The organism is Nocardia brevicatena NBRC 12119, from assembly GCF_000308495.1.
In the GTDB taxonomy this organism is placed as follows: Bacteria; Actinomycetota; Actinomycetes; order Mycobacteriales; family Mycobacteriaceae; genus Nocardia; species Nocardia brevicatena.
Window position 1 is genome coordinate 1 of sequence record NZ_BAFU01000002.1, and the last position, 25,406, is coordinate 25,406.

Genomic DNA, 25,406 nt, shown 5'->3' on the forward strand with positions numbered 1-25,406 from the left:
TCTCGTAACCCATTTTGTCGGCTCTGTCGAGTATGTCCGCGGAGTGCCGGTCATCGTCGACCTTTTGGTGGGAAATTTCCCTGGAGGGGTGTATAAATTTTTCCCTGTACTCGCCGTTCGCGATGGCGTCGACCATTTTCTTGGCATCCACTCCAAGCTGCCTGGCAAACTCGATCAGGGCCCTGCGAATTTCTTTGATCTATCGGCCCTTCTCCACTCAAATACAGCTCGGAGTTCGCGGGGGTCTGGGGCCACTGTCAACGCAAGCCGTCAACATTGCACGGATTTCGAGGAACCCGGGAACGCCGTAAAAGAGACTATCAAGTCTTTTTCTGTTGTGCTGTATGGAAGCGGGCCGGGTAAGCTCGAAAGAGGAAAACCGCAGGTCATGGGTGTGGGCGGTGACGGGCCTCTGGTTCGGTTGCGATTCGGTGAACCGTTGGGCGTGGGTCGAGCCAAGTACCCCCAGAGAAGATCAACGTGATGACGCGCACCTTACCCAGCGTTCGCGTCCGCATCGAACAAGACCACCTCGGATCCCCACCGCCTCTGGGTGCATCCACTCGAACTGGGCACATTCACGTCGGAGACCGGCCTATGGCGGCTTATGGGTTAACCGTGGCTGCGTCCCCGGTAGCCGAGCGCGCATCGCATCATGCAGCTCTACCGGTTGTGCATCCGCTATGAATGCACGACCGAGCAAGCCGTGTGGGACGTGCCGGTCGAAGCGGGCGTATAGTCCCGGACTCGGGCCGAGTTCGGCGAAGGCGGCTGTGCAGGGCGCTCGGACCAAGCAAGCTACGGGTGCTTGAAGTGGTGGCCCGGGTTCCACGCGGTACGGGTTGTATGGGCGGCGCGGAACCCTGGCGGGAATCTGTGCGTGAAGCACTGTGGGCCGTCGCCCCGGATGAATCATCCGGGGCGACGGCCCACAGTGCTGAAGCGGTGATGTCGAATTCGCGGCCGAACTGTACCTTCGAGCCGGTGCTGCGCCGGGCCTGCGGTGTTCGGCCGCTGGGTCGTAGGGGAGATCCGTCGAGGCGGGTACCCGCGTTCGGTGTCCGGCGCGTCAGACGCGCGCCATGCGCATATTGAGCTCACGGCGCAGCACTTCCGGGTCGGGTAGCCGGTTGAGTACCCGTAGCACCGAAGGACGCAGCTCGCGCTGTTCTTCCTCGGTGAGCAGTCCGACGAGATCGCGCAGGTTCATGTCATCGAATTTCGCCGCCATGAAGCTCAGGTTACGAGTGGATGCGGATTCCGTCACCCGGCCGCTCGTTCCCTCACCTGGGAGGGTTTCAAACTGTGAAGAAGCCCACAGCGGTTTTTCGGTTCGGTGCGCTCCGAACCGAACAAAGCGGGCGTGACACCGGAGACGGTGGCGCAGCGCCACCATCGAGGCGCGGTTCGGTCACGCAGCGCACCGGCCGAGCGGCGGCGGTAGGGCGGTGTCACCTCGGCGGCGCAGGTCGGCCCCTATCCGCCCAGTTCACCGGACTCGGATCGGGTCGTCGGTCTCCCATCCCATCCGGGTTCGCACATTCGCCGTTGCCACCGCGGTCCGGGCGCCGGGTACATACGGGGTGAACCGTTCCAGCGAACCCCAGTCACGGCCCCAGTCGTCGCGCAGATAGCCGGGGACGGTCTCGGCCCGCAACAGCAGTTCCGTCCAGCCCAGCGGGCCGCCGCCGATATGGTCCTGCCAGGCGTTGGAGGCATCGGAACCGATCCGGTCGGGCAGGATGCGGTAGCGGGGGATCTCGGCGATGCCGTCGTGGTGGTCGAACGGGCGCTGGCAGGGGAAGGCCAGCCCGACATGCCAGTCCAGCAGCACCGGATCGGTGTGTCCCACCACGGAATCGAGAGTGGCCAGGCGCGGCAGCCGTGGCGGCGTCACCGCCAGCCACTGTCGTTCGGTGATGTCGTTGTCCACCGCGACCAGTCGCACCGCGTTCACCTCGTGCGGCAGCCGGTCCAGCGGCACCCGCAGGTTCCGCCAGGACGGCGCCGGGCCGATATCGAGCGGAGTCACCGAACCCAGCACCCGCACGGACCCGTCCGCGGCGCGGGTGCCGTACTCCAGCAGCAGTTCCTGGCCATAGGTGACCACACCGTCGGCGTCGACCGACCTGATCCGCCCCGCGGCGGTGACGGCGAGCACCTGGTAGGCCGGGTCGGCACGCATACTGTCGGACAGATCCAGTCGATACCACTGCGAGGTGAGCTTCGCCTGCTGCTGCTCACCCTGTCGATAGCTGCCGAGCACGGGGGTTCGGGCCGGGTCGAGCCCGAACGGCAACGCCACCGTGGACCCGTTGATTCCCGGTTCGACGGTGGTACCGCCGCCGGTGCCCGCGCCGGTGGTGTCGGTGGTCTTGTTCTCGGTATCCGATTCGACCGAGTTCGCGCTGCCGCTCACTGTTTCCTCGGCGTCGGCGGTCAGGTCGCGTGCGACACCGTTCGGGGTGAAACCCGTTGTGCGTGCGTCGGGGTCGGTGGAGATCAGCCCGTCCGCCGGCGCGCCCGCATAGGGGAGCAGCAGCGAATCGGCGGTATCGGTCTCCACCAGGACGTCGTCGGCGAGTGCACACGGAGCACCGGCCAGGGAGCGCAGATTCGATTTGGCGATGGAATACGCCGGATACTGGCCCACCGCCGCCTTGGTCAGCGAGGCCACCTCGAACAGCACCAGCAGCGCGGCGGCAACGGTCAGCGGGGCAGAGGCGTAGCGCGCCGTCCGGGACGGCGGACCATTGCGGTAAGGCGCACCGCGGCCGTGCGCCGGCGCCGCAGGAGGCAGCGCAGCGTCACCACGCAGGCGTAGCGCGGCCGCCCATCCGGCACGGTAGTGCAGCCAGAGCGCGACCAGCAGCGCCAATCCGCTGAGCCCGAGGAACAGGGTGGAAAAGCCCTTGCCCGCCACCATCGGTGCCTTGTCCCACCACGGGACACCGTAGCTGGAGACGTACCACCAGCCATTGGATCCGGTGAAGGTGATCGCCAGCAGGAACAGCACCGCGGCGGCGAACAGCGCTCGGTTGCGCGGGGCACGGATGCCGTTGGTGCCCACCGCGACCGCGGCCAGGGCGGCCAGCGACCCGGCCAGGCCCGCGTACACGCCGAAATGATGAGTCCACTTCGTCGGTGTGAACATCATCAGCAGCAGTGACGCGAACACGATGCCGAGAATGCGTACCGACGGCCCGCGCGACGTCCCCGGAATCCGTCCCTTGCGCAGTACCTGCAGAACGCACACCAGCAGACAGAGCAGCATGAGCAGTACGCCGAACCGGCGGGCAAGCGAGCCGTCCGGGGACAGCATGAGCAGCGAATCCCAGCGGGTGCGTTCGTCGAACCACGCCACGTTCGGGCCGACGATGGTGCGCACCCGGGTGGCCTCCAGCACCGTGGACAGGGTCTGGTCCGCGAAGATCACCACCAGCACCAGTGCTCCGGCCGCCAGCCCCGGGGCGATCAGCGCCGCATACCGCAGTACCGTGCCCGGAGCGGTGCCGCTCCGTTTCACGATGATCTGCAGAACGGGTCGGGATCCGGCGATCAGCGCCGCGATACAGATGAGCCCGGTGGGACCGGCGGCCAGCGAGAAGGCCGCGATGAGCACCGCGACGGCGGCGGGCAGCAGCCGCGCGGTGGCGATGGCGCGTTCGATGGAGCACCAGGTCAGCAGCGCACCCGCGGCGATGAGCGGTTCCGGGCGCAGGCCGTTGTCGTAGGGGAGCCAGACGGCGAGGAACACCAGTCCGGCGGTCCACAGCGCCACCTTGTTGTCGCGTATCCGGGCGCCCAGCCGGGGCAGCACCTCGCGGCTGATCACCATCCAGCAGACGATCCCCGCGACCAGCGTGGGCAGCCGTATCCACGGGCTCGCGTCGGAGACCCGCGACATCCAGCCCAATACCTCATACGACCAGCCGAACGGTGCTTCCGGCACCCCGAACCAGCGGTAGTAGTTGGCCAGGTATCCGGAGCGGTCGACGGTGCGCGCCATATTCAGGATGTATCCGTCGTCGGAAGTGTTGGCGCCGAAGAGATACCAACCGACGAGGGTGCCGAGTATCGCGATATCGGCGAGCCCGAACCGCCACCAGTGGGCGGGTAGGAAGCGCCGCGCCCGCCGCCCGTCGGCGGTGTCGAGCAGGTGCAGGGCGATCAACGCGATCACCGTGCACAGCGCCGCCGCGATCACCGCGGCAAGTTTCAGCGGGGCAGGTGAGGAGGTGAATCGGGAGTCGAGGTCGGCGTGCAACCGGATACCGTCGAGCCGGTCGGCGCCCGGCTCGGTGAACACCCCGACCAGCTGCGGCCGGATATCCCGATCCACCCGGGCGGTGAACGGCGTCCCGTCCGCCCGCCGCGCGCCGACGACCTCCGCCGTGGTCGCCGCCGCCGTCGAGGTCACGGTGACCGATTCGCAGTTCGCGAGATCGTCGCGGCCGGCCGAGAGCAGCGGCACATCGCGCAGCAACACCGACAGGGTGTCGTCGTTCACCGCGACCACCAGGCCTCGCGACGAGGCCTGTCCCGAATCGACCGGAACGGTCGAGACCAGAGTGCCGGTGGCTTCCCACACGACCGGGCACGGCACCGTGAGCTCCATCCGCAGCGGCTGATAACTCACCAGCGGAGCCTCGACACTGGTCGCCCCCGCCTGCGGCCAGTCCAGGGCGGCGTGGTCCTGCCGTACCGGAAGCAGCGGCGTCAGCAGTGCCAGTACGAATCCGAGAAGCCCGGAGATGAGGGCGATCAGGCGGAGACGGGTGGATGCTCGAGGGGTTCGTTCCGGTCGCACGGGGAGACTCTATGGCCTGCCCCGTACGCATCGGGCGCCGCCTCCGGAGCCCACGGTGTGGGCCGGGGCCACACCCCCCGCGCCGCGGTCACTGCAGGTTCGTGCCCAGTGGGTTCTCCAGGTGATGATCACGGTTGTCGAATCCTGATCATCGAAAGCTTTTTTGTGTCTGCGTTTTCATCATCGCTGGGTGTGGGTGCCGATGCGTCGCCCAGAACTCTGGTGTAGTATCATTGTGCGTCTTCGAGCAGGGTGACATTCCTTTCCGGGAACTCGTTCCTCATCATTGAAGTAATTTTATCGAAGTGAGGTTCGCCGAATATCCCGAAAACCTCCTTACCTTCGGCCATATCCTCACGAATCAACTGAGCCGCATACTCCCGCCTGCGATCATGGGTATCCGCCGCTACCTGTTGGACCGGAGTCTCCACAGGCCTTCCTGCCAGCATGTCAACCGTTTCCCGCAACAACCAATCTTCGTCTGACTCATTGAATTCGAATGGAGATTTTTCCCTCTCTGGATAAAGCCTTTCCATTGCTTTCTTGAACAATTCTTGCTTGTCGACATCGTCCGGCAGAAAAGTGGAATGTATGTCCATAGTTTCCCGCAGGTGCTCTTTCAGGTCCGGTCGATGACCCTCCTGTGCGCGAAGCGCCTGCGGTATCCGACGCAAGACGTAATAAGTGAATACAGTCGCCGGATCATGCCCCTTTTCTTCGATCAGCCAAAGTGCTTGATCATGGTAATCTTCCTCCAGTGATTTGATGGGAACGCCGTGCCTGTCGGCCAGATACGCCAGACGAACAGTGTCATCGCCTGCGGCCAGAGAAGCCTCCTCCGTGGGACCCGGCTGTCGAACCCTGCCTTCGACGCGGAATATACGGTCGCGGCTTTTCGTGTGGTCGAGCCAGTCGTGGACGAGGTTGCCGAATGCCTTCGATTGGGGATCAGCGGGGTCCGTACGGTGGACTATCCCGACGAAGATACTGTCACCGGAGGTAGACCTCGCCACCCGATGCGGGGTGCGATCCTTACTGTTGCCGGCCAGTCTCTGGACACCCCCCGATGGGTTGCTCGGACCACTTTCGCGGTTGTGCTTGTTCACTTCGAAAGAAATATCACCGTCCTTTCCCGTGATTTCCCGTGCGCCCCCTCTGAGGGTCCGGGTAAAATTTTTCCAGCTTTCCGACAAAGAATGCGTACCTCTTGGGATTTCTCTAATCAAAATTTCCTTGATGGCTGCGCCGATATCGTTGAGTTTCCTCATTCTCCTACCATTGATGATTGAGCCCGGATTCACCGAAATGACCCGGTGTGCTGATTGTCGGATGTCGGATGCAGTGGGTCGGTCGATAATTTTGGCGTGGCCGGATCTCCGGTCTTCCAACTTCCCGCTTTGTCCTGGACTGATTTCGCCGCTTACACCGATACCACCTCATACCGTCCTATGCCACGTCGTCGTCTGTTATCGAGGGTGGGCGATGGCGGTGGCTTGATGTAGGTGAGACGGTAGGATCCGATGCCGGTTCGACGATGTTGCCGCCGAAAGCGAGTCGGTCGACGGCGGCGGCGTACAGTCTCGAATCGTTGAACGTTTCGTCCACGACCCGAAGCTGTCGTTGGAAGCGATCGCGACGCTGTTCTTTCCTCACGTTCGGTCAACACCTGAAACAATAGTTCGGTGCCGCGTTTGTCCAAATCCATATATCCGAGCTCGTCGATGCGCAACAGGTCGACCCGTCCGTAACGGGCGATGGTCTCGGTCGATATCCTGTCGTCGGCGGCTTCGACCAACTCTTTGATCAGTTTGGTATCGAGGGTGTATTTCACTCGGCACCCGGCCGTCGCCGCTTCGGTACCGAGTGCGATGAATAGATGCGGTTTCCCGCCGCCGGGGACGCCGATCGAACACAAAGGTACACCTTTACGGACCCAGTCGCATTTCGCCGGGGTGTGGATCATCGCCGGGTTGATATCGGGGTTGGCATCGAAATCGAATGTGCGCAAATAATTCTCACGCGGGAACCGGGTGACTTTGATGCGACGGCGGGCGCGGTCGTCGCGCTCGGCCATCAACAACTCGGCCAGAAACCCGCGGTAGCTCTGCTGCTCGTGTTCGGCGGCACCGGTCGACTCCTCGAACCGGGAACGGATCGTGGGCAGGCGCAGCATCCGGCAGGCGGTGTCGACCGCGGCATCGACGGCCTGCTCGGTCGGCCCGCGGCGGCGGGGCATGGTCATCCTCTCGCCGGGGTTTCGGCCGCAGTAATCGGTCATAGACCTCGACCGACGGCAGCGGTCGGGCGTCGGGGGGCAGCTGCGCCAACCGGCACACCGTCAGCGAAGTCACCGGTGGCCGGTCAACAACCCGCTCACGCAAACCGTCGGCCCGGTGGTCGGTATCGACGACTCCGCGGGCCTCCATGGCGACCGCCTCCCCACCTGGTACTTGCGCTGCAACATCCGCTTCGACACACCCGCATGAGAAAACCCCGGCGGATCGTCGCATACAGCTCCACCCTTGATATACCCGGTACAGATGTGCTCCTTCCGCAGCGCCCTGAATTCTGTCACAGGTCCACCTCGGCTGCCGTCAAAATTGGTGGACACCGCCTCCACCGACACCCCAGGTGCCGTCGATATTCACGAACAACCACCGCCGAAGATGTTGGACGGAGAACCACAGCCGCCTACCGCACCCATCCGGTAACCGGCCCACAACCGGGAGCGGTTGCCCACAGACCGAGAGAACGCGTCCATTTTCGCGGAGTGTGCCGGTGACCGTTTCATCGGTTTCCGGCAGTCGAATCCGCCCCCGCCGGGCCGGTCTGGCGTCGCATCACGATGAGGGTGAACGGCCCGATATCCGTGCTGGTGAAACGCGAATCCTCGAACACTTGCCGGGGGAAGGCGACGGTGAATCGCCGCACATTCGGATCGTTCGGGTAGACATCCTCGGTGAGCCGCAGCGTGTAGTTCTCACCGCTGCGACGGAACAGGAACGCGTCCGGGGCCCGCCAGGGTGCCGAGGCCATGGCGTCGAGCAGCCGGTCGGGCGTCTCGAGGCCGCTCCACTCCTTTATTGCGGCGGACCGGTCGGCGAAATCGGCGAGCGGATTGGCGTAGTGCGAGGTCATCCCCTGGAAGCCGAAATAGGGGTAGAAGGCGAGGAAGGTGGTGTCGCCGGTGAGCACCACGGTATCGGAGCGCTCCCGACCGGTCTGTTCCCGCAGCGTGGTATCGATCTCGCGGTAGTGCACCTCGGCCGAGGGGTCGCGTCGGTCGGCGCGGACACCATCGCCGTCGGTGTCGGTGTAAGCGGTGGTGATCTCAGCGGCCAGTACCCGAGGAATGTCCTGGGTGAAGGCAAGCGCGCCGATGGTGCCCACAGCCACCACGGCCCATCGGAACCGACCCGGCTCGTTGAACGCCTGATAGGCCGCCCGCGCCCCCTCCACGAATCCGAAGCCGCCCGCCGCGGCCAGCAACACCAGCAGTATCGGTTCCAGTCGGAAGGACAGCAGGGTGGTTCCCGCCGCCGTGGCCGCCATGGACAGCAGCGACCACAGGTAGACCGCGAGCACTCCGATACCGAGCGACTGGGCCCGCCGGGACGACCCGGCTCGTAGTACCAGCCACAGCGTGCCGATCAGGCACAGTCCGCCGAGCAGTGAGAGGCTCGTCATCGGCAGCGGCAGATGGGCACCCGATTCAGGCAGGTAGTGGAAGGCGGTCCCGGACCGCGCACCGGTGCCCTCGAGCAACCGCAGCAGGAACGGCAGGTAGACGGTGAGGCCGATCGCCGCGGCGACGACACCCATGAGGATCAGTCGCGGCAGCGGGGCGAGCGCGGCCCGGCGGAGGTCGCCCACCGGTTCACCGCCGGTGGGCCGCCGTATCCGCGCGGCGACGCGATACGAGTAGACGGCGAGCCCGACGGCGATCACCGCCATCAGGACGACGGTGAACACCGCGAAGGCGAAGTACAGGGTGTAGCAGACGGCCGCGAGCCCGAGAAACAGACCGGTGCCGAGCGCGGCGCCCCAGCCGCCGGCCGTCGCGCCCGAATTCTCCGATGGGGCCTTCCCCGGGGCGTATTCGGCGGGTCGGTGCAGGGCGCCCCAGGCCATGACCAGAACCGGTGGCAGGAGTACCGCGATGACCGCGCCGTAGGCCTCGGGCGAGGCATAGGCCACCGTGACGGCCGTGACGGCCGCGGCGACCCCCACCGCCCAGTCCGCGCGCACCAACTGCGACCACAGCACCAGCGCAATCACCGCGGCCACCGCGATCGAACCGATCGCATACGGCTTGAACACTTCCCAGCCGTCCATGCCGAGTAGGTCGGCGACCCGCCCGCCGACCCAGAACCAGCCTGCCGGGTAGAACGGCGGCAGATCGGCGTAGGTCATATCGCGCAGTGCCGCGCTGTCGGTGAGCCGGGTGAGGTACTCGGTGCGAAACTCCTGGTCCACCGAAACCCCGAACAGATACAGCTTGGTGGCGGCCAGCGGCATTCCGAGGGTCACCGTGACGAAGGTGGCGATACCCGCCCAGGACAGCAGCTTCGCCACCCACCGTGCCCGCCGCATCCGCAGCAGTGCAATCGCGCCCGCCACGAATGCCACGGCCACGACCTGACCGAGCGTGGTGAGTGCCCGCGTGACATTCGACGAATTGAACGCGGGCCAGCCGACCAACGAAAAGGCAACCAGCCCAACCACTGTCACCACTACGGCGACCACGGCCGCTGCTACCGCCTCGCCGATACCGGCTCCGACCCGGTGCACCAGCGGTCCCAGTCGCCCCTTCTCGTTCGTCATCGGCGCGCCAACCTCCGGCTCCGTCCATCCGCCTTCACGTCCGGGTCAGCCTAGTGGAGCATCGGTGTCATGGTTCTGTGCCGGATCGACTGTGCTTTTGGGAAGTACAGCTCTGGTGGGCACCATCGACCACATCACATCGACTCGTCCAGCGGGCCATCGTGCACATTGACCTGCTCGAGTTCGGTGGCCAGTCGTGTCGCGGTGCGGAAGTCCGCATCGTCGTGCACGATCACCAGCCCGTGGTAGGCGGCGGTAGCGCAGACCTGCAGATCTACCGCGGACAGACACTGATGACATCCCTGCTCGGCCGCACGATACTGCAGGCCGGAGATCCACTGACCGGCCGATTTCGGTACCGCGACATCCCGGTACAGCGTGTCGAACATCCGGCAGTGGTCGGAGTACTCCTTCAGGCTTCGTGCCGATACCAGAAACTCGCTACGCTGCGGGTAGCAGGAACGAAACACGCCCTCCGCCAGAAGCGCCCGCCAACGATCCAGCACAGCTCGGTTTCGCAGCAGCCGCCACAGGGCCGAGGAATCGATCAGATACGTGGTCACGATTTGTATCGCCGCTTCTCGGCGGCGTGAGCGGCCTCGGCTCCTTCGATATCCCAATCGCGTGCCAGTTCGAAGTAGTAGTCGACTGCGGCGGCGCGTGACAGGCGTTGATTGTATTGGCGCAGCGCTTCGGCGACAGCCGCTGTTTTGGTCTTGTGGCCGCCCAGCTTCTTCGCCGTCTCCAGAGCCTCGTCATCGATGTCGATATGGGTTAGTGACATTATCGAGCCTCCTGTACATTTTCACGCAGAAACTGACAGCAAAATTGTACATCCAGGAGCTGTTGAGCACCTCTCGCTGGTTTCCGTGGGCGACCTCGATAAGCGAGGCCGCGCATCCTGACGATGCGCGGCCTCGAATGAGTGGGCGATTCAGATGGGCAGCCTGCGGAAGATCGGGCGCGGGATATGACGCAGGATCATCATCACGAAGCGGAACGCGCCGGGCGCCCAGATGATCTCCTTGCCCTTCTGCGACGCCGAAATCGCGAGTGCCGCGACTTCTTCCTTGTCGACGGTCAGCGGCGCCTCCTTGACGTGCGCGCTGAACCTGGTGCGCACCTGTCCGGGGCGGACGACCAGAACGCGCACCCCGTGCGGCCGCAGGGCCTCACCGAGCCCGAGGTAGAACCCGTCCAGGCCCGCCTTGGTGGAGCCGTACACGAAGTTGGACCGGCGCACCCGTTCCCCGGCCACCGACGACATGGTGATGATGCGGCCGAAACCCTGGGCCTTCATCTTCTCGCCGACCAGCACACCCACCGAGATACCGGCCGTGTAGTTGACGCCGGCGACCCGCACGGCCTTGGCCTGGTTCTGCCACAGTTCCTCAGCGTCGCCGTCCAGCGCGAAGGCCACGATCGCGACATCGATATCACCGCGGTCCCAGGCGGCCTCGATCACCTTCGGGTGGCTGTCGGTATCGAGCGCGTCGAAATCGATCACGTCGACCTCGTTCGCACCGGCGGCCTTCATCTGCTCGACCGCGCTCTCCCGCAGCGGATCGCCCGGCAGCGCGGCCAGCACGATCCGGGCGGGGCCCTTCTTCAGATACTCGGCGCAGATCGCCAGACCGATCTCGGAGGTTCCGCCGAGCAGCAGAATGGTCTGCGGGTTGCCAACGGCATTGATCACTGGAGCTCCAGTCTTCTCGCCATATCGGACATGAAAACGCCTGTGGGATCGACACTCCGGCGGACCTGGATCCACTCCTCGAGCCGCGGGTACATCCGGTGGAAGGTCTCGGCGGTCGTGCGCGAATCCTTACCGGTGTACAGCCGACCGCCGAACTCCAACACCCGATTGTCCAGTTCGGTGACGAACTCGTTGAGTCCGGGTGCGATGGGGAAGTCGACGCAGATGTTCCAGCCCGGCATCGGGAAGCTCAGCGGCGCCTGGTTACCCGGCCCGAACAGTTTGAAGACGTTCAGGAAGGAATAGAACCCGGACCCCTGGATGTCGATGATGATGCGCTTGAACTCGTCCACCGACTCCGGAGGTACCACGAACTGGTACTGCAGGAAGCCGTTGGAGCCGTAGCCACGGTTCCATTCACCCAGCATGTCCAGCGGGTGATAGAACTGCGTCAGGTTCTGCACCTTGCCGCGATAGGTGCCCGATTTGCGGTACCAGAGCTCGCCGATCGGGGTGAAGGTGTACTTGTTGGCCAGCCCGTTCGGGAAGATATCGGGCAGGGTGAAGAATGTTTTGCCGTTGAACCGCAGGGGGTTCTTGCGCAGTTTCTTCGGCAGCTCGTCCAGTTTCGCCAGGTTGCCGCGGGAGATGGCCGCGCGGCCCAGTTTCGGCATCGGGCTGATCGCGTCGAACCAGGCCGAGCTGTACTCGTAGCGGTCCTCGGAGCCGTCGCTGTGGAAGGCGATGGTCTCGTCCAGATCGGCCGTTACATCGCCGTCGGCGATGAAGTACGCGGTCTCCGTCGGCGTCATCTCGATGGTCGCGCGCAGGATGATGCCGGTCAGGCCGCAGCCGCCGATGGTCGCCCAGAATAGCTTGGCGTTCTTCCTGGGTGTGATGTGCTGGACTTCGCCGTCGGCGGTGAGCAGGTCGATCGAGCGGACGTGGTTGCCGAAGCTACCCGCGCTGTGATGGTTCTTACCGTGGATGTCGGAGCCGATGGCGCCGCCGACGGTGACCTGCCGGGTGCCGGGTAGTACCGGAACCCACAGGCCGAACGGTAGCGCGGCCTTCATCAGCTGATCCAGGTTCACGCCCGCGTCGACATCCACCATCCGGGTGTCCCGGTCGATGCGGTGGATCTTGCTCAGCGCGGTCATGTCGACGACCAGCCCGCCGGCGTTCTGGGCATTGTCGCCGTAGGAACGGCCCAGGCCGCGGGCGATGACGCCGCGGCGCAGGTGGGCGGGCTTGCCGTCATTGTCCTCGGCGACCATGGCGACGGCCTTGGCGATCACTTCCGGATCGCTGGTCGAGAGCACTTCGGCGGAGGTTGGTGCGGTGCGACCCCACCCGGTCAGCGTCCGGGTCCGCGTCGGCAGCGTGGCGGCGGACCCCGGAGACGCTGTCGCGCCCTCGGAACCCTGTGTATCGCGGTCGTCGCTGCCTGCGGTCCCCATGGCACCGGTCGTGGTGGTCGGAGCTTTCGTGGACATCGGCATAGAGGCTACAGGTATCACCGCAATCCGGTTCATCGTGCGGACCCCAGGAGTCGTGCACCATGCCTTCGACAAGTACATTTCGGTCGATGCCCGCACAAAGCAACGCCACCCCCCGTCCGCCGGGGTCCGCCGGGGGGCCTTCCGCCGAGGCCCGCTCCACCCAGGAACCGGCCGCTACCGAACCCCATGCAGGCCCGCAGGCGCTCCCGGCCGAGATACCGCTGTCGGACGAGCCCGGCGGAGCCCAGGTCGATCTGAAAACGCAGATCATCCGGTTCGTACTGACCGGTGGACTGTCCGCGGTGGTGGACTTCGGGCTCTATGTACTGCTTCTGAATGCGGTGGGTCTGCCGGTCAATCCGGCCAAGGCCGTCGGCTTCGTCGCCGGAACCACGACCGCTTATCTGATCAACCGCCGCTGGACGTTCCAGGCGCCGCCCAGCCGGGTCCGCTTCGTCGCGGTGGTGGTGCTGTACGCGGTGACCTTCGCGGTGCAGGTTGGAATCAACTGGCTGGTGTATGGGGCCCTGGACGAACAGCTGTGGTGGCGGGTGCCGCTGGCCTTCGTGGTGGCCCAGGGTACGGCGACGGTGATCAACTTCGTGGTGCAGCGGGCGGTGATCTTCAAAATCCGCTGAACAGCGTGGTGCCCGGCCCCACGGTTGTCGTCGGGCCGGGCACTGAGCGCTGGTGGATCACCGATATGGGGGGTCCGAAGGGCGGGCCGCTCCGACCGGTCGAGCTTCCTCTCAGCAGGCGATGCTGGTGAGAGGTGCGCGACGCCGAGTCAGCGCGGACCGCACAGCGGCGCCGATGGCGACCACCGGAGGCACCCAGCGGGCCTCGTCGGGGCTCACACCCCAGCTGGCCGAACCGGCGGACAGATGGGTGGGCGGCAGCGGTACACCCGCGCCATCGGTGTGGACGACCGCGCCGGCCGCGCGCAGGGCCTCGACCGCCATGGCGGCCTTGCGGATACCGGTGACCAGGTGGATTTCCCGATGTTCCTGCCCCGGGATCTCGATCACCGGCCCCGTCAGGTTGTTCGCCCGCAGGAAACGCCGCACCTCACCGGCCAACTCCCCGCTGACCTCGATGGCAGACAGGTCGTCATCGGTAATCAGGCACAGGCCGTTGGCCGTTTCGGCAACCGTCCAGCCGCGCTCGGTGTAGGCCCGCGCAGCCGCGGACACGGCGTCCGCCGAGACAGAAGTCGAAAACGTCGTACGCACTGTCATCTCCATTCCCCGGTATAGATCAGATCCGGCACTCGTAGGTCGTATCGACGACAGGCATCCGAAGTGTTACGCCGTTTCGGGGATTTTTTACGACTGTCGGATACGTCTCATTCCTTGGCGAGTGCCATAAGTCGGTGCTATAGGGGAAAAGGCAGGCCGGCGGTTGGATTCCGTCCGAATATCCGGGGAGGATGCCGGTACGGCCCTGAGTCCGATGACGAGTTCCCCGTTGGCCCGCGGCAAATGGGGAACTCGCCCGCGCCGCCGGTGTCATCGAAAGAGCCCGTTGGAGATACGGCCGAGGAGTCCGGGGCCGAGTCCGAACGGCTCGCAGAGGTCGGCGCACTGCGGGCCCGGGCCGTCGAGGCCAGGCGCGGTCGAGTGAATATCCGGTTCGCTCGCCCCGCGACGCGGACGCTACTGCCGCCGGCCTATCCAGTACGGTCTGCTGTTCGCGTTCGGTGCGTCCGTCGCCTTGATCACGGCGATGTGGCGGATCCCCGTGTGGCCGGGGTATGCGCCGGCGTGGTGGCGGTACCGCTGGGGTCGGCCGTCGCCGCCGTTCGGATCTCTGGTGGACGCGTCCCGGCCGGCCACGGGGGTGGAACATATCGGCGAGCCGGCCGACGATCTGTTCCAGGCGCTGTCGGAGGTGGCCGAACCGGTCAACCGGTCTCCGCAGATGCCCGGGCGGTCCAGTTCCGGCGTTTTCGGCGCGGATCGCGTAAATGACCGCCGAACCCGGTCAGCGTCCGGTCGCGGCCACCGTTTCCAGCCGGGGCGCTGCCGCGTCCTTGGCGGAGCGCAGGTACCGCAGTGGCCGTCCCGCCCGATCGGTGGTGGGCCAGTCGATGGCCAGATCCGGGTCGAACGCGTCGATATCGTGGTCGAACTCGGGGGTGTATTCGAGCGAACACAGATAGGTGAGGGTGGAGCCGTCCTCCAGCGACAGCACGGCGTGGCCCAGTCCCTCGGACAGGAACACCGAACGGCGGTCGACGTCGTCGAGGATCACGCTGTCCCACCGGCCGAAGGTAGGGGAGGCGGGCCGCAGGTCCACCACGACATCCAGGAAGGCGCCGCGCACACAGCCGACATATTTCGCCTGACCGGGCGGGTCGTCGGTGTAGTGGATACCGCGCAGTACACCCGCGGCCGAGACCGAGGTGTTCACCTGGAGCAGATCGAACGAGCGGCCGGTGGCCTTCTCGAATTCCGAGGCCTTGAACGTTTCGGCGAAACCACCGCGTTCGTCGCGCAGGGTGCGCGGCGTGCACACCCACGCACCCGGTATCGCCATTTCCCTGAACTGCATGCTCACCAACTTCGTCCGTGCTCGAGCAGATCGAGCAGGTATCTACCGTAGCCGGAGCGGATCAGCGGGTCGGCCAGGGCGCACAGCTGTTCGTCATCGATGAAGCCCATCCGCCAGGCGACCTCCTCCGGGGCGCCGATCTTGAGTCCTTGGCGTTCCTCGATGGTGCGGACGTAGTTGGCGGCGTCCAGCAGTGAATCGAAGGTGCCGGTGTCCAGCCACGCGGTACCGCGGGCCAGCACGTCGACGTGCAGTTTGCCCGCCTCCAGATAGGCGCGGTTGATATCGCTGATCTCGTATTCGCCCCGGCCCGACGGCCGCAGCCCATGGGCGATGGACACCACATCGTTGTCGTAGAAGTACAGACCGGGGATGGCGAAGTTCGACCGGGGCACCTTCGGCTTCTCCTCGATGGAGACGGCCTTGCCGTCGGCGAATTCCACCACCCCGTAGGCACTCGGATCCGAGACCCGATAGGCGAATACGGCCCCGCCGTCGATCTCGGTGAACCGGCCCAGGCTGGTGCCGAGGCCGGGGCCGTGGAAGATATTGTCGCCGAGGACCAGTGCCACCCGGTCGGCGCCGATATGGTCGGCGCCGAGGACGAAGGCCCGGGCCAGCCCGTCCGGCACCGGTTGCACCACGTAGTCGATGGCGATACCGAACTGCGAGCCGTCGCCGAGCAGCCGGTGGAACGCCTCGGCGTCCTCGGGGGTGGTGATCACCAGGATGTCGCGAATACCCGCCAGCATGAGGGTGGACAGCGGATAGTAGACCATCGGCTTGTCGTAGACCGGGACGAGCTGTTTGCTCACCCCGCGCGTGATCGGATGCAACCGTGATCCCGTGCCCCCGGCCAAGATGATTCCGCGCATGTTCACCGAGTCTGCCGGCAGTCGCTCGTCAGGGCGGTGCCGGCCGGGCCGGTGGATATCGGGTCGGCCGGTACGGGCTTCGGCTTTCCGGGGACCGGCCGGATATCGTCCCGGGACGCCGCAGACCCCGCCGTCCGATGGGTGTGTATCGGGCGGCGGGGCCTGACGTTCGTCTTCTGCCGGTTACTCGGCCGGGATGAACGGTTCGTTGATCGTGGTGAAGTACTGGATGAACGCCCCGATCGCGATCGGTGCGGACACCAGCAGCTGACCGGCGACGGCGCCCAGCGCGCCGACGGCGATGATGCCGCCGAGGCAGCCGATGACCGCGGCGGGGACGAACGGCCCGAACAGGCCGATGATCGTCGCGGCGGCGACGGTGGCGCCCGCGATACCGCCGAGAACACAACCGACGGCGGCGCCGCCCACTGCGCCGACGGTGGTACCGAGGGCCGCCCCGGTGGCGATGGTGTCCTTCAGTCGGGTGAAGGCTGCGACCTCACGGTCGTAGGGAGTCTTCCACGGTGCCGTCTCCTGATGTGGCAGGGCGGCCGGTTTGTAGACGGCTTTCGAGATGTCCAGCTGTGGGGTGAGGGTGGCGGTGTTGCCGGAGATCTCCGCCGCGATGGGCAGTTCGAAATCGTCGATGCGGAACGTGAGTGGGGTGCCGGCCAGTACGGTGCCGTCCGTCGCCTTGATCTTGAAGGTTCCGTCCTCGACCACCATGGAGCCGGAATCGGTGGTGATGATCGACTGCGCACCTTCCGCCCGTGCGGTGAAGTTGATGGGCACCGGCTCCGCTGCAGGGGCTGCGTGCACCGTTGCGGTGCCCATACCCAGGGCTGCGGTCAACAGTGCGGAAGTCACGGCAATTCTTCTGCTCAGCATAGTTTTACCTCATATATGGGGAGATGACAGTGGAACCATTCGAATCCGCCGGAGATAAACGCTTGTGACGCAGAGGTGTCTGTTCTCGCACGTTCTGTTCACAGCTCCGGGCTCGGACAGGATAGGTTGCCGAAATCTATTGACCAAACGGGTCCCGCCCACTGCCGGCAAACCTCCAGTGAGGTGCGCGTTCCGCGGATCTCACGTCGCGGCAACCCACCGCGACACCAGAGCGGTCTGCTACCCACGGGACATATTCGCTGTTGGCCATATGCTTTCCGCCATAGCGACCGGCGCGGTGCGGCGGTCGACGTAGAGTTGCAAGGGTGCGACTGCTAGTGACCGGCGGGGCCGGCTTCATCGGAGCGAACTTCGTCCAGCAAACCGTCGCCGAGCGACCGGATGTGACGGTGACCGTGCTGGACGCGTTGACCTACGCGGGCAACCGGCGGTCCCTGGACCCGGTCGCCGACCGTATCGACTTCATCCACGGCGATATCGCCGACCTGGACCTGGTCGACGATCTGGTCAGCGGGGTCGACGCGGTGGTCCACTTCGCCGCCGAATCACACAACGACAACTCGCTGACCGAGCCGTGGCCGTTCGTACAGACCAATATCGTCGGCAGCTACTCGTTACTGCAGGCCGTGCGCAGACACAAGGTGCGGTATCACCATGTCTCCACCGACGAGGTCTACGGTGATCTCGGGCCCGCGGATCCCCCGTTCACCGAGCGCACCGCGTACAACCCGTCCAGTCCCTATTCGGCGACCAAGGCGGCCGGCGATATGCTCGTCCGGGCCTGGGTCCGCTCCTTCGATATCCGCGCCACGCTGTCGAACTGTTCGAACAACTACGGTCCGTACCAGCATGTGGAGAAGTTCATTCCACGCCAGATCACCAATCTCATCGACGGGGTGCGGCCGCGGCTGTACGGCGGCGGCCATCAGATCCGCGACTGGATCCACGTCGAGGACCACAACCGCGCGGTCTGGGACATCCTGGAACGCGGGCAGATCGGCCGGACCTATCTGATCGGCGCCGAGAGTGAACTCGACAATCGCGCCGTGGTGGGCATGATCCTGGCGGAATTCGGCCGCGACCCCGACGATTTCGACCATGTCACCGACCGGGCGGGCCACGATCAGCGCTACGCCATCGATCCCACCCCGCTGCGCGCCGAACTCGGATGGAAGCCGCGCTACGTCGATTTTCGGTCCGGCCTCGTCGACACCATCGCCTGGTACCGCGAGCACGAATCCTGGTGGCGTCCCTACAAGGCCGCCACCGAACGCGCGTACGCCGAGTCCGGTGAGGTAACGATCAACCCCACACGATGAGGTGGTATTTGGCCGCGGCGGCCAGCAGCGCGATGGTGGTCGCCACGATCACGGCGATCGCCGCACCGCGGCCCGGTGCACGCTCGCCCGGGGCGGTGAGCCGGAACGGCATCCACCGCAGCAGCACCGCGAACGCCAGGATCGCCAGGGGGACGAAATACCGGCCCTGCACACCGTCGATGATGTAGTAGTCGACCGGCGTGAACGACATGTACAGCGTCACGTAGATCATGGCCACACCCGCGGCGACGGTCAGGGCCACCAGCAGGGTGCGCCGGAAATCGGGTGAGCTCAACCGTTCCGCGATACCGGTGCTCACCGCGAACGCCAGCAGACAGGTGACCATCGAGGTGGCGGGGACGTCGACATAGGCGAATCCGAGTTCGCCGAAGAACTCGGTGAACCACTCCTGGTCGCGCCGCAGAATACTGTCGCCGAAGACATCGAGGAAGCCCAGGGGATCGCCGAGGATATTGCGCAGCTGTTCATTCGGATGCACCGTGTACCACTGGTGCCGGGGACGCATGAGGCTCGTCCCCTCACCCGTAGGCGCGGCGATCTTCATCCAGACCGCGAAGGCGATCGCGCCCGCCGTCGCGAAAACCCACGGTAGCGCGCGCGACCATCCGGACAGACCCAGGCGGCTGCTCGGAATGAGCACGATCAGCAGGGCGAGCAGCACATAGGTGGGTTTGCACAGCGGCAGGATGAGAGCGGTGACCAGCAGCGCGGCGACTTCCGTCCGGTTCGGATCCGCGCCGAGGAACAGACCCTTCACCAGCAGCGCCGACACCAGGATGGCCAACGCGTTGGTCAGGGTGTCGGCGGTGACCGTCCCGGCCTGGAAGACCGCGATGGGCAGCACCGCGACGGTGAACACCAGCCACTGGAGCCGGTACCTGCGCAGCGTCCACAGCGCGAAGCCGACCACCAGCAGGTAGGAGATCAGCCCGGCGAGCCGAGTGAGCAGCACCATACCGCCCACGTCGGTGCCGATCAGCTCGGCCGCGCGGATACCGAGAGCGGCGGGAACATACGGAACCGCTGAATAGGCCGCGGTATTGGTGAACCACACCGTCCGCATATCCGAGGTGATCTCGGCGGCCTCGAGCCGGTCGTAGGTATGCGGGTTGGCCACCATCGGATGGGGCTCTCCCGGGTTCAGGGTGTAGTCGTTCAGGGAATAGCCCATGAGCACCTCGATCGCCGCGGGCACCGGACCGCCATAGGCGACACCGCGCGGGTCCTCGATCTCGGTGGGCAGGAAACCGCCGTGGGCGACCTGATAGGCGCGACCGAATTGGGTGATCTCGTCATGACCCCACATGGCCGGGGTGGTCACCGTGAACACCAGGCCGAAGAACCCGGTGAGCAGTGCGAAGGCCAGTGTCGCGGGGCCGACGCGGGCGACGAGGGCCGCCCACAGCGAACGGAACCGCCCCGGTGCGGTGGCCGCGGGGAGATTCGTTTCCGCTCGGGTCTCGGCATCGGTCCCGGTGGTCCCGGGGGTGTCGGTGCCGCCGGTGGTGTCGTGCTCCGATACCGGGGCCGGCTCCTCGGTCGCGCCGGTCCCCTCGGTCGATGAGGTCAACGCGCGGCCCCGCCGGAGGAACGCGGACGACGCGGGCCATCTGCGCCCGGAGCCGAATAGCGCAGATACACCAGGCGCGCGGCCTCGTGCCGGGACCGGCGGATACCGTCCAGGATCAGCCCCGCGGTCCAGCCCAGGCAACCGAGCAGTAGCAGGGTGAAGGCCCCGAACAGTGTCGGGAAGCGCGGCACCAGATGGGTGTTGTAGTACTCGACGACGATCGGGACGCTCAACACCACCGACAGAATCCAGCTCAGCGTGCCGAACAGGCCGTAGAACGCCACCGGCCGTTCGTGGCGCGCCAACCCGATGATCAGGGCGAGGATTTTGAAACCGTCGTGATAGGTGCGCAGTTTGCTCTCGCTGCCCGCGGGACGATCACGGAATCCGACTCGCACCGAGGTCTGCGGAACTCGCAGATGCAATGAATGCACGGTCAGTTCGGTTTCGATCTCGAATTCCCGCGAGACCGCCGGGAAACTCTTGACGAATCGGCGCGAGAACACCCGGAAACCGCTGAGCATATCTTCGACGTTCTCGCCGAATACCTTGCCGACCACGCCGTTGAGCACCTTGTTGCCGGCCTCGTGGCCGGCCCGATACGCCGAGGCGCCCTCGTCCTGTTGCCGGATACCCAGCACATGGTCGTATGGGCCCTCGAGTAGGGTTTCGATCATCATCGGCGCCGCCGACGCCTCGTAGGTGTCGTCGCCGTCGATCATCAAGTACACATCGGCCTCGATATCGGCGAAGGCGCGGCGCACCACATTGCCCTTGCCCTTGGCGTGCTCCGTGCGCACGATGGCGCCGGCGGCGCGCGCTTTCTCGGCGGTCGCGTCCGTGCTCAGGTTGTCGTAGACGTAGACAACGATTCCCGGTACGGCGGCCTGTAGGTCGGTGACGACCTTGGCGACCGAAGCCTCTTCGTTGTGGCAGGGGACCACGGCGGCAATGCGGAGATCGGTGGAATCCACCCGGTCAATCCTCGAGATCGGCGGTATATCGGAACATCGGGAGACTACAGGGTTCGCGCGGCATCGGCCGCGCAAGGTCGCTGCGGTACCGTCGGCCTCGTGTCAACCAGTGAGTCACCGGCCGTGTCGGGTACCGATGCCGAATCCGCGTCGCCGGACGGATCGGCGGTCTCCGGATCGGCGGCCTCCGGCGAGCCGGTGTCGCGCCCGCCGGTCGTCCGGCTGTTCACCGCGCTGCGCCGGGGCGCGGCATTCCTGGTGGTGGGTGCCGTCGGATTCGTGGTCGACGCGGGTACCTACAACCTGCTGGTGTTCTGGGAGGGCGGGACGGTATTCGACGGGGAGGGTGTGCTGTACCACGCGCCGCTGCCCGCCAAGGTCATCGCCATCGCGGTGGCCACCGTGGTCACCTATTTCGGCAACAAATGGTGGACCTTCTCCCATAAGAAGAGCGGTAGTCGCGCCCGCGAGTATCTGCTGTACGCCGTTGTCAATGTGATCGCGATCGGCCTGCAGTTGGGCTGCCTCGGCTTTTCCCGCTATGTCCTGGATCTGGCCGGCCCGGTCGCGGACAATATTTCCGGAACGCTCATAGGTCAGATTCTCGCGGTGCTGTTCCGATATTGGGCCTACGACAAGTTCGTATTCACCGGGGAAAGCGACCGCCGAGTCACCGAACGGGCGCGCGGCGTGGCTCATTGATATCCTCGCTCCCGCCGCGAACTGTATCCGGGGACGCCACGCTTGTCCCGTCGGCACAATGAGGAATTTCGAGGACTTCATGAACCAGTCGGCCACGCAGACAGTTACCGAAACGAACGACCTCTCGTCGGTCGCGCCGGAGTCGCTGCGCTCAGCGCACCACCGGGCACCCGACCGGCTGGTCTTACAGCGGGGCATCTTCACGGGACCGTCGCCCAGAGTGAGCGACGAGTTGTACGCGGTCGTGAAGGGTCGGTCATCGCGTGAGCGGCTGAGCCTGCGGCTGGAGAAGGGCGCCACCGCCCACACCAACACCTACTTCGGCCGGTTCGCCGCCAGCTACTGGCAGCGCTGGACCACCGTGACCGATATCGAGACCACTATGGTGCTCGATATCGCCGCCCGGGCCCGGGTCCGCCTGGTGGCCTCCGATATCGCCGGTCACCGTCGCATCATCGCGTCTGCCGACGTCACCGCCGGCGGCCCGGTGACGCTGTCCGCGCCGCTGGACCAGTACGTCGACGGCGGCGCACTGTGGCTGGAGTTCGATGCCGTGGGCGGCGAGGTCACCGTCTCCGAGCTGACCTGGACCGCGCCCGCGCCCGAACATGTGCGCCCGGTCGCGATCGCCATCTGCACCTTCAACCGTGCCGAGGACTGCGCCCATACCGTTGCCGCACTGGCCTCCGACCCGACCGTACTGTCGGCCATCGACGCGGTGTATGTGGTGGACCAGGGCACCGATCTGGTCTCCGACCGCCCGCTCTACCAGAGCACCCGCCCGGTCTTCGGCGACAAACTGCGCTATATCCGGCAGCCGAACCTGGGTGGCGCGGGCGGTTTCACCCGCGGCCTGTACGAGGTGTCGGCGGTCAACGAGCACGCCGACGTCATCCTGATGGACGACGACATCCTCTGCGAGCCCGAGACCGTCCTACGGCTCAACGCCTTCGCCAACCTCACCACCCAGCCGACCCTGGTCGGTGCGCAGATGCTGTTTCTGCTCAACCCCGACTACCTCAATGTCGGGGCCGAGGATGTGCATCTGGGCAAGCTCATGCACGGCCAGAAGGTGCCCAAGGCGCTGCGCAACACCAGCATGCTCAAGCGCAATCAGGAACGCCGCGTCGACGCCGGTTACAACGCTTGGTGGACCTGCCTGATCCCGGCCGAGGTGGTCGCGAAGATCGGCCTGCCCATCCCGATCTTCTTCCAGTGGGACGACGTCGAATACGGGGTTCGCGCCCGCGAACACGGCTTCCCCACGGTGACGCTGCCGAACGCGGCGGTATGGCACGCGGATTTCTACTGGAAGGATTTCGACGACTGGGCGCGGTATTTCAGCACCCGCAACTCGCTGATCGTCTGCGCCCTGCACACGAACCTCGACGCCAAGACCGTCACCCGGCAGCTGTTCCGCAACCTGGCCGAATATCTGGTCGCCATGCAGTACGGCCTCGCCCACACCACCCTGCAGGGCATCGAGGACTTCCTGGAGGGACCGAAGATCCTGGCCGACGGCGGACTCGCCGCCCTGGCGAAGGCCAGGGCGAGCCGCGCCGACTATCCGGAGACCGTCAAACACCCGGCCTCGAACCCGCCGGTGCCGTCGTCGGATATCCGGGTCCGCCGGGCCGGTGGTGAACCGAGCCGGCTTCTCGCGGTGCTCATCAAGCGCGCGATCATGCAGTGGACCGGCCGGGTCGAGTACGGGCTGGTCGGGGTCGCCCGCGAGGACGCGCACTGGTGGCATGTATCCCTGTTCGACCATGTCGTGGTGACCGATGCCTCGCAATCCGGGGTCCGGGTCAGACAGCGTGACAAGGCCCGCGCGCGCCGGCTGCTGCTACGCACGTTCCGCGTCTTGCGCCGCCTGCGCCGCGAACTGCCCGCCCTGCAGGAGCGCTATCGTGCCGCCATGCCGGAACTCACCGGCCGCGCCAACTGGGAGCGCCTCTACGGCATCAACGACTGAGCCGAGCGGTGGCGCCGTCGCCACGACGGCGCCGCGGGGCGGTCACACCAATTCGGGTACGCGCAGGTGCGCGAGTGCCAATTCGAACTCACCGACGTCGAGCACGCGCATGCCCGCGTGCCGGATGTTGGCCTCGCGGATTTGCGCTGCCTGCTCGCGGTTGCGGTCCATCGCGTCGGCGCTGTCGAACGTGGTGCTGGCGACGCCGCGCCCGGATTCCCGGTCGATCATCAGGCTCGCGCTGCAGAACCCCTCGAGCTCCTCCATGCCGGGCAGCGCTCGGGACTTGAAGGACTCGATCGTCGAGTCGGCCCGATTCGGGTCGCCCTCCACCCAGATCGCGCGCACGCAGGCACCTTCCCGCGAGCGGTGCTCACGATGCAGAGCCGCGATCTCCCATTCCTCGGTTCGACTTCTGCCGCCGAACATCTCGGCGGCGCGTTCCCGGATCGACCGAACCGTTGCCTCGCTCTCGCGCATCGCGTCCTCGGACTCCCACGCGGTGGTGGCGATGCATCGTCCGGACTGCCGGTCGATCAGCAGCGACAGCCCGACCCATCCGGCCATGCCTTCCAGCGCGGGCATGACCTCGTCGCGCATGTGCGCAATGCCGGTATCGATCGCGGAGGTTTGCGCCTGAATAGTGGTAGAACGCGCGAACACGATCCATCCCCTTTCTGCACAAGGCAGCGCCCGGTGGCGCCACCGGTACCCTCCACCCTTCTCCGCCCGGCTCCCCCGGGCAATAGGACTCCTCGGACTCAGAGGAACAGATCGGTGGTGAGTTCGGCGTCGCCGGGGACGGCGCGGTACTTGTCGAGATCGGTGATGCCGTGGGCGGCGAGCACCTCGTCGTCGATGAAGAAGTTGCCGGTGGTCTTCTCGGCGGGCGAGGTGAGCACCAGGTAGGCGGAGTCGGCGTAGATGTCGGGGGTGCGCGAGGTGGCGATCATCTGATCGCCGCCGAGCAGGTTGCGCACCGCGGCGGTGGCGATGGTGGTGCGCGGCCACAGCGAGTTCACACCGATGCCGTCGCCCTTCAGCTCCTCGGCGAGGCCGAGCGTGGTCAGCGACATGCCGTATTTGGCGATGGTGTAGCCGAGCGAGGCACCCGCCCACTTCGGGTCGAGGTTCAGCGGCGGGGAAAGGGTGAGGATGTGCGGGTTGCGCCCGGCCTTCGCGGACTCGCGCAGGTACGGCAGGCTCAGCTTGGACAGCAGGAAGCTGCCCCGGCAGTTGATGTCCTGCATCAGGTCGTACTTCTTCATCGACAGCGTTTCGGTGGGCGACAGATCGATGGCCGAGGCGTTGTTGACCACGATATCGATGCCGCCGAACCGCTCGGCGGTCCGCCGCACCGCCTCGGCGACCGCCTCGTCGTCGCGGATATCGCCGACGAACGGCAGCACCGTCCCACCCGCGGCCTCGAGCTCGGCCGCCGCCGTGTGTATGGTGCCGGGCAGTTTGGGGTGCGGCTGGTCGGTTTTGGCGATCAGGGTGATGTTCGCACCGTCGGCCGCGGCCCGTCCGGCTATCTCCAGGCCGATACCGCGGCTGCCACCCGACATGATCACCGTCCTGCCGGCCAGCGGTTTCGCTGTGGGGTCGGTCATTGCCTGCCCTCCTGTCGTCGCTGCCACGGTCGGCCGACCGCGGCGGGACCATCTGATCTAGGT

At 65.8% G+C, this 25,406-nt stretch carries 20 protein-coding genes and 1 pseudogene; 4 read left to right on the forward strand and 17 right to left on the reverse strand.

Annotated elements, in window-relative coordinates; genetic code table 11:
* Positions 1-1,069 precede the first annotated feature (1,069 nt).
* The 9 genes and pseudogenes from ON20_RS35965 to dprE1 all read right to left on the reverse strand — a co-directional run bounded on the left by ON20_RS35965 (position 1,070) and on the right by dprE1 (position 12,832).
* A complete protein-coding gene (locus ON20_RS35965; protein WP_157228627.1) occupies positions 1,070-1,267 on the reverse strand; it encodes a hypothetical protein in 198 nt (65 codons plus the stop codon).
* Between the two features lie 222 nt (positions 1,268-1,489).
* Positions 1,490-4,810, reverse strand: a complete 3,321-nt coding sequence (locus ON20_RS00540) for an arabinosyltransferase domain-containing protein (RefSeq protein ID WP_040832828.1) — start codon at positions 4,808-4,810, stop codon at positions 1,490-1,492.
* Positions 4,811-5,040: 230 nt separating this feature from the next.
* Positions 5,041-6,078, reverse strand: a complete 1,038-nt coding sequence (locus ON20_RS35970) for a hypothetical protein (RefSeq protein WP_157228628.1) — start codon at positions 6,076-6,078, stop codon at positions 5,041-5,043.
* Positions 6,079-6,256: 178 nt separating this feature from the next.
* A pseudogene (locus ON20_RS00550) lies at positions 6,257-7,052 on the reverse strand (ATP-binding protein).
* A gap of 545 nt (positions 7,053-7,597) precedes the next feature.
* Positions 7,598-9,634 (reverse strand): arabinofuranosyltransferase, encoded by a 2,037-nt coding sequence (locus ON20_RS00555; RefSeq protein WP_083864418.1) that lies wholly within the window; start codon positions 9,632-9,634, stop codon positions 7,598-7,600.
* 134 nt (positions 9,635-9,768) lie between these two features.
* Positions 9,769-10,197, reverse strand: coding sequence for a PIN domain-containing protein (locus ON20_RS00560; protein WP_040832830.1), 429 nt, complete (start codon positions 10,195-10,197; stop codon positions 9,769-9,771).
* Positions 10,194-10,418, reverse strand: coding sequence for a type II toxin-antitoxin system VapB family antitoxin (locus ON20_RS00565; RefSeq protein ID WP_040832832.1), 225 nt, complete (start codon positions 10,416-10,418; stop codon positions 10,194-10,196). Before ON20_RS00565 ends, ON20_RS00560 begins: the two co-directional genes overlap by 4 nt.
* Before the next feature lie 150 nt (positions 10,419-10,568).
* Positions 10,569-11,330 carry a decaprenylphospho-beta-D-erythro-pentofuranosid-2-ulose 2-reductase gene (dprE2, locus tag ON20_RS00570; protein ID WP_040832834.1) on the reverse strand — a complete coding sequence of 254 codons (762 nt, stop codon included), beginning with the start codon at positions 11,328-11,330 and terminating at the stop codon, positions 10,569-10,571.
* Entirely contained in the window at positions 11,327-12,832 is a 1,506-nt protein-coding gene (gene dprE1, locus ON20_RS00575; protein WP_438803359.1) for a decaprenylphosphoryl-beta-D-ribose oxidase, read from the reverse strand. The genes dprE2 and dprE1 overlap by 4 nt, the downstream gene beginning before the upstream one ends.
* A gap of 86 nt (positions 12,833-12,918) precedes the next feature.
* Between dprE1 and ON20_RS00580 the strand changes: the two genes are divergently transcribed.
* The gene (locus ON20_RS00580; protein ID WP_083864419.1) at positions 12,919-13,470 is read left to right on the forward strand and encodes a GtrA family protein; all 552 of its coding nucleotides are present in this window, start codon (positions 12,919-12,921) and stop codon (positions 13,468-13,470) included.
* A 111-nt stretch (positions 13,471-13,581) separates the two neighbouring features.
* Here ON20_RS00580 and ON20_RS00585 read toward each other — a convergent pair whose 3' ends face one another.
* The 4 genes from ON20_RS00585 to ON20_RS00605 all read right to left on the reverse strand — a co-directional run bounded on the left by ON20_RS00585 (position 13,582) and on the right by ON20_RS00605 (position 17,148).
* The gene (locus ON20_RS00585; RefSeq protein ID WP_174361837.1) at positions 13,582-14,076 is read right to left on the reverse strand and encodes a hypothetical protein; all 495 of its coding nucleotides are present in this window, start codon (positions 14,074-14,076) and stop codon (positions 13,582-13,584) included.
* A gap of 739 nt (positions 14,077-14,815) precedes the next feature.
* A complete protein-coding gene (locus ON20_RS00595; RefSeq protein WP_040832836.1) occupies positions 14,816-15,385 on the reverse strand; it encodes a dTDP-4-dehydrorhamnose 3,5-epimerase family protein in 570 nt (189 codons plus the stop codon).
* Positions 15,386-15,387: 2 nt separating this feature from the next.
* The gene (rfbA, locus tag ON20_RS00600; protein WP_040832838.1) at positions 15,388-16,260 is read right to left on the reverse strand and encodes a glucose-1-phosphate thymidylyltransferase RfbA; all 873 of its coding nucleotides are present in this window, start codon (positions 16,258-16,260) and stop codon (positions 15,388-15,390) included.
* A gap of 183 nt (positions 16,261-16,443) precedes the next feature.
* Positions 16,444-17,148, reverse strand: a complete 705-nt coding sequence (locus tag ON20_RS00605) for a DUF8020 domain-containing protein (protein WP_040832840.1) — start codon at positions 17,146-17,148, stop codon at positions 16,444-16,446.
* 326 nt (positions 17,149-17,474) lie between these two features.
* Here ON20_RS00605 and rfbB point away from each other — a divergent pair, with 326 nt between their 5' ends.
* On the forward strand, positions 17,475-18,488 hold the full coding sequence (gene rfbB / locus ON20_RS00610) for a dTDP-glucose 4,6-dehydratase (RefSeq protein ID WP_040832841.1): 1,014 nt from the start codon (positions 17,475-17,477) through the stop codon (positions 18,486-18,488).
* Here rfbB and ON20_RS00615 read toward each other — a convergent pair.
* Both ON20_RS00615 and ON20_RS00620 read right to left on the reverse strand, forming a co-directional pair.
* Positions 18,472-20,079: a DUF2142 domain-containing protein gene (locus ON20_RS00615; protein ID WP_083864420.1), complete on the reverse strand. Its 1,608-nt coding sequence runs from the start codon at positions 20,077-20,079 to the stop codon at positions 18,472-18,474. The two genes, rfbB and ON20_RS00615, sit on opposite strands and share 17 nt — an antisense overlap.
* Positions 20,076-21,053, reverse strand: a complete 978-nt coding sequence (locus ON20_RS00620; RefSeq protein WP_040832842.1) for a glycosyltransferase — start codon at positions 21,051-21,053, stop codon at positions 20,076-20,078. Before ON20_RS00620 ends, ON20_RS00615 begins: the two co-directional genes overlap by 4 nt.
* Before the next feature lie 99 nt (positions 21,054-21,152).
* On the opposite strand from ON20_RS00620, the gene ON20_RS00625 reads away from it, so the two are divergent.
* Both ON20_RS00625 and ON20_RS00630 read left to right on the forward strand, forming a co-directional pair.
* A complete protein-coding gene (locus ON20_RS00625) occupies positions 21,153-21,755 on the forward strand; it encodes a GtrA family protein (protein ID WP_245546913.1) in 603 nt (200 codons plus the stop codon).
* 79 nt (positions 21,756-21,834) lie between these two features.
* Entirely contained in the window at positions 21,835-23,730 is a 1,896-nt protein-coding gene (locus ON20_RS00630; RefSeq protein WP_051161315.1) for a glycosyltransferase, read from the forward strand.
* A gap of 42 nt (positions 23,731-23,772) precedes the next feature.
* On the opposite strand, the gene ON20_RS00635 is transcribed toward ON20_RS00630, so the two are convergent.
* Positions 23,773-24,393, reverse strand: a complete 621-nt coding sequence (locus tag ON20_RS00635; RefSeq protein ID WP_040832843.1) for a hypothetical protein — start codon at positions 24,391-24,393, stop codon at positions 23,773-23,775.
* Positions 24,394-24,491: 98 nt separating this feature from the next.
* A complete protein-coding gene (locus tag ON20_RS00640) occupies positions 24,492-25,343 on the reverse strand; it encodes an SDR family oxidoreductase (protein ID WP_040832844.1) in 852 nt (283 codons plus the stop codon).
* Positions 25,344-25,406 lie beyond the last annotated feature (63 nt).

Bases quoted from the DNA above. Each gene is read 5' to 3' on its own strand.
- ON20_RS35970 (WP_157228628.1), bottom strand. From the start codon at position 6,078: ATGAGGAAACTCAACGATATCGGCGCAGCCATCAAGGAAATTTTGATT.
- ON20_RS00555 (WP_083864418.1), bottom strand. From the start codon at position 9,634: ATGACGAACGAGAAGGGGCGACTGGGACCGCTGGTGCACCGGGTCGGA.
- ON20_RS00565 (WP_040832832.1), bottom strand. From the start codon at position 10,418: ATGTCACTAACCCATATCGACATCGATGACGAGGCTCTGGAGACGGCG.
- dprE1 (WP_438803359.1), bottom strand. From the start codon at position 12,832: ATGCCGATGTCCACGAAAGCTCCGACCACCACGACCGGTGCCATGGGG.
- ON20_RS00580 (WP_083864419.1), top strand. From the start codon at position 12,919: ATGCCCGCACAAAGCAACGCCACCCCCCGTCCGCCGGGGTCCGCCGGG.
- ON20_RS00585 (WP_174361837.1), bottom strand. From the start codon at position 14,076: ATGGAGATGACAGTGCGTACGACGTTTTCGACTTCTGTCTCGGCGGAC.
- ON20_RS00595 (WP_040832836.1), bottom strand. From the start codon at position 15,385: ATGCAGTTCAGGGAAATGGCGATACCGGGTGCGTGGGTGTGCACGCCG.
- rfbA (WP_040832838.1), bottom strand. From the start codon at position 16,260: ATGCGCGGAATCATCTTGGCCGGGGGCACGGGATCACGGTTGCATCCG.
- ON20_RS00605 (WP_040832840.1), bottom strand. From the start codon at position 17,148: ATGCTGAGCAGAAGAATTGCCGTGACTTCCGCACTGTTGACCGCAGCC.
- ON20_RS00630 (WP_051161315.1), top strand. From the start codon at position 21,835: ATGAACCAGTCGGCCACGCAGACAGTTACCGAAACGAACGACCTCTCG.
- ON20_RS00640 (WP_040832844.1), bottom strand. From the start codon at position 25,343: ATGACCGACCCCACAGCGAAACCGCTGGCCGGCAGGACGGTGATCATG.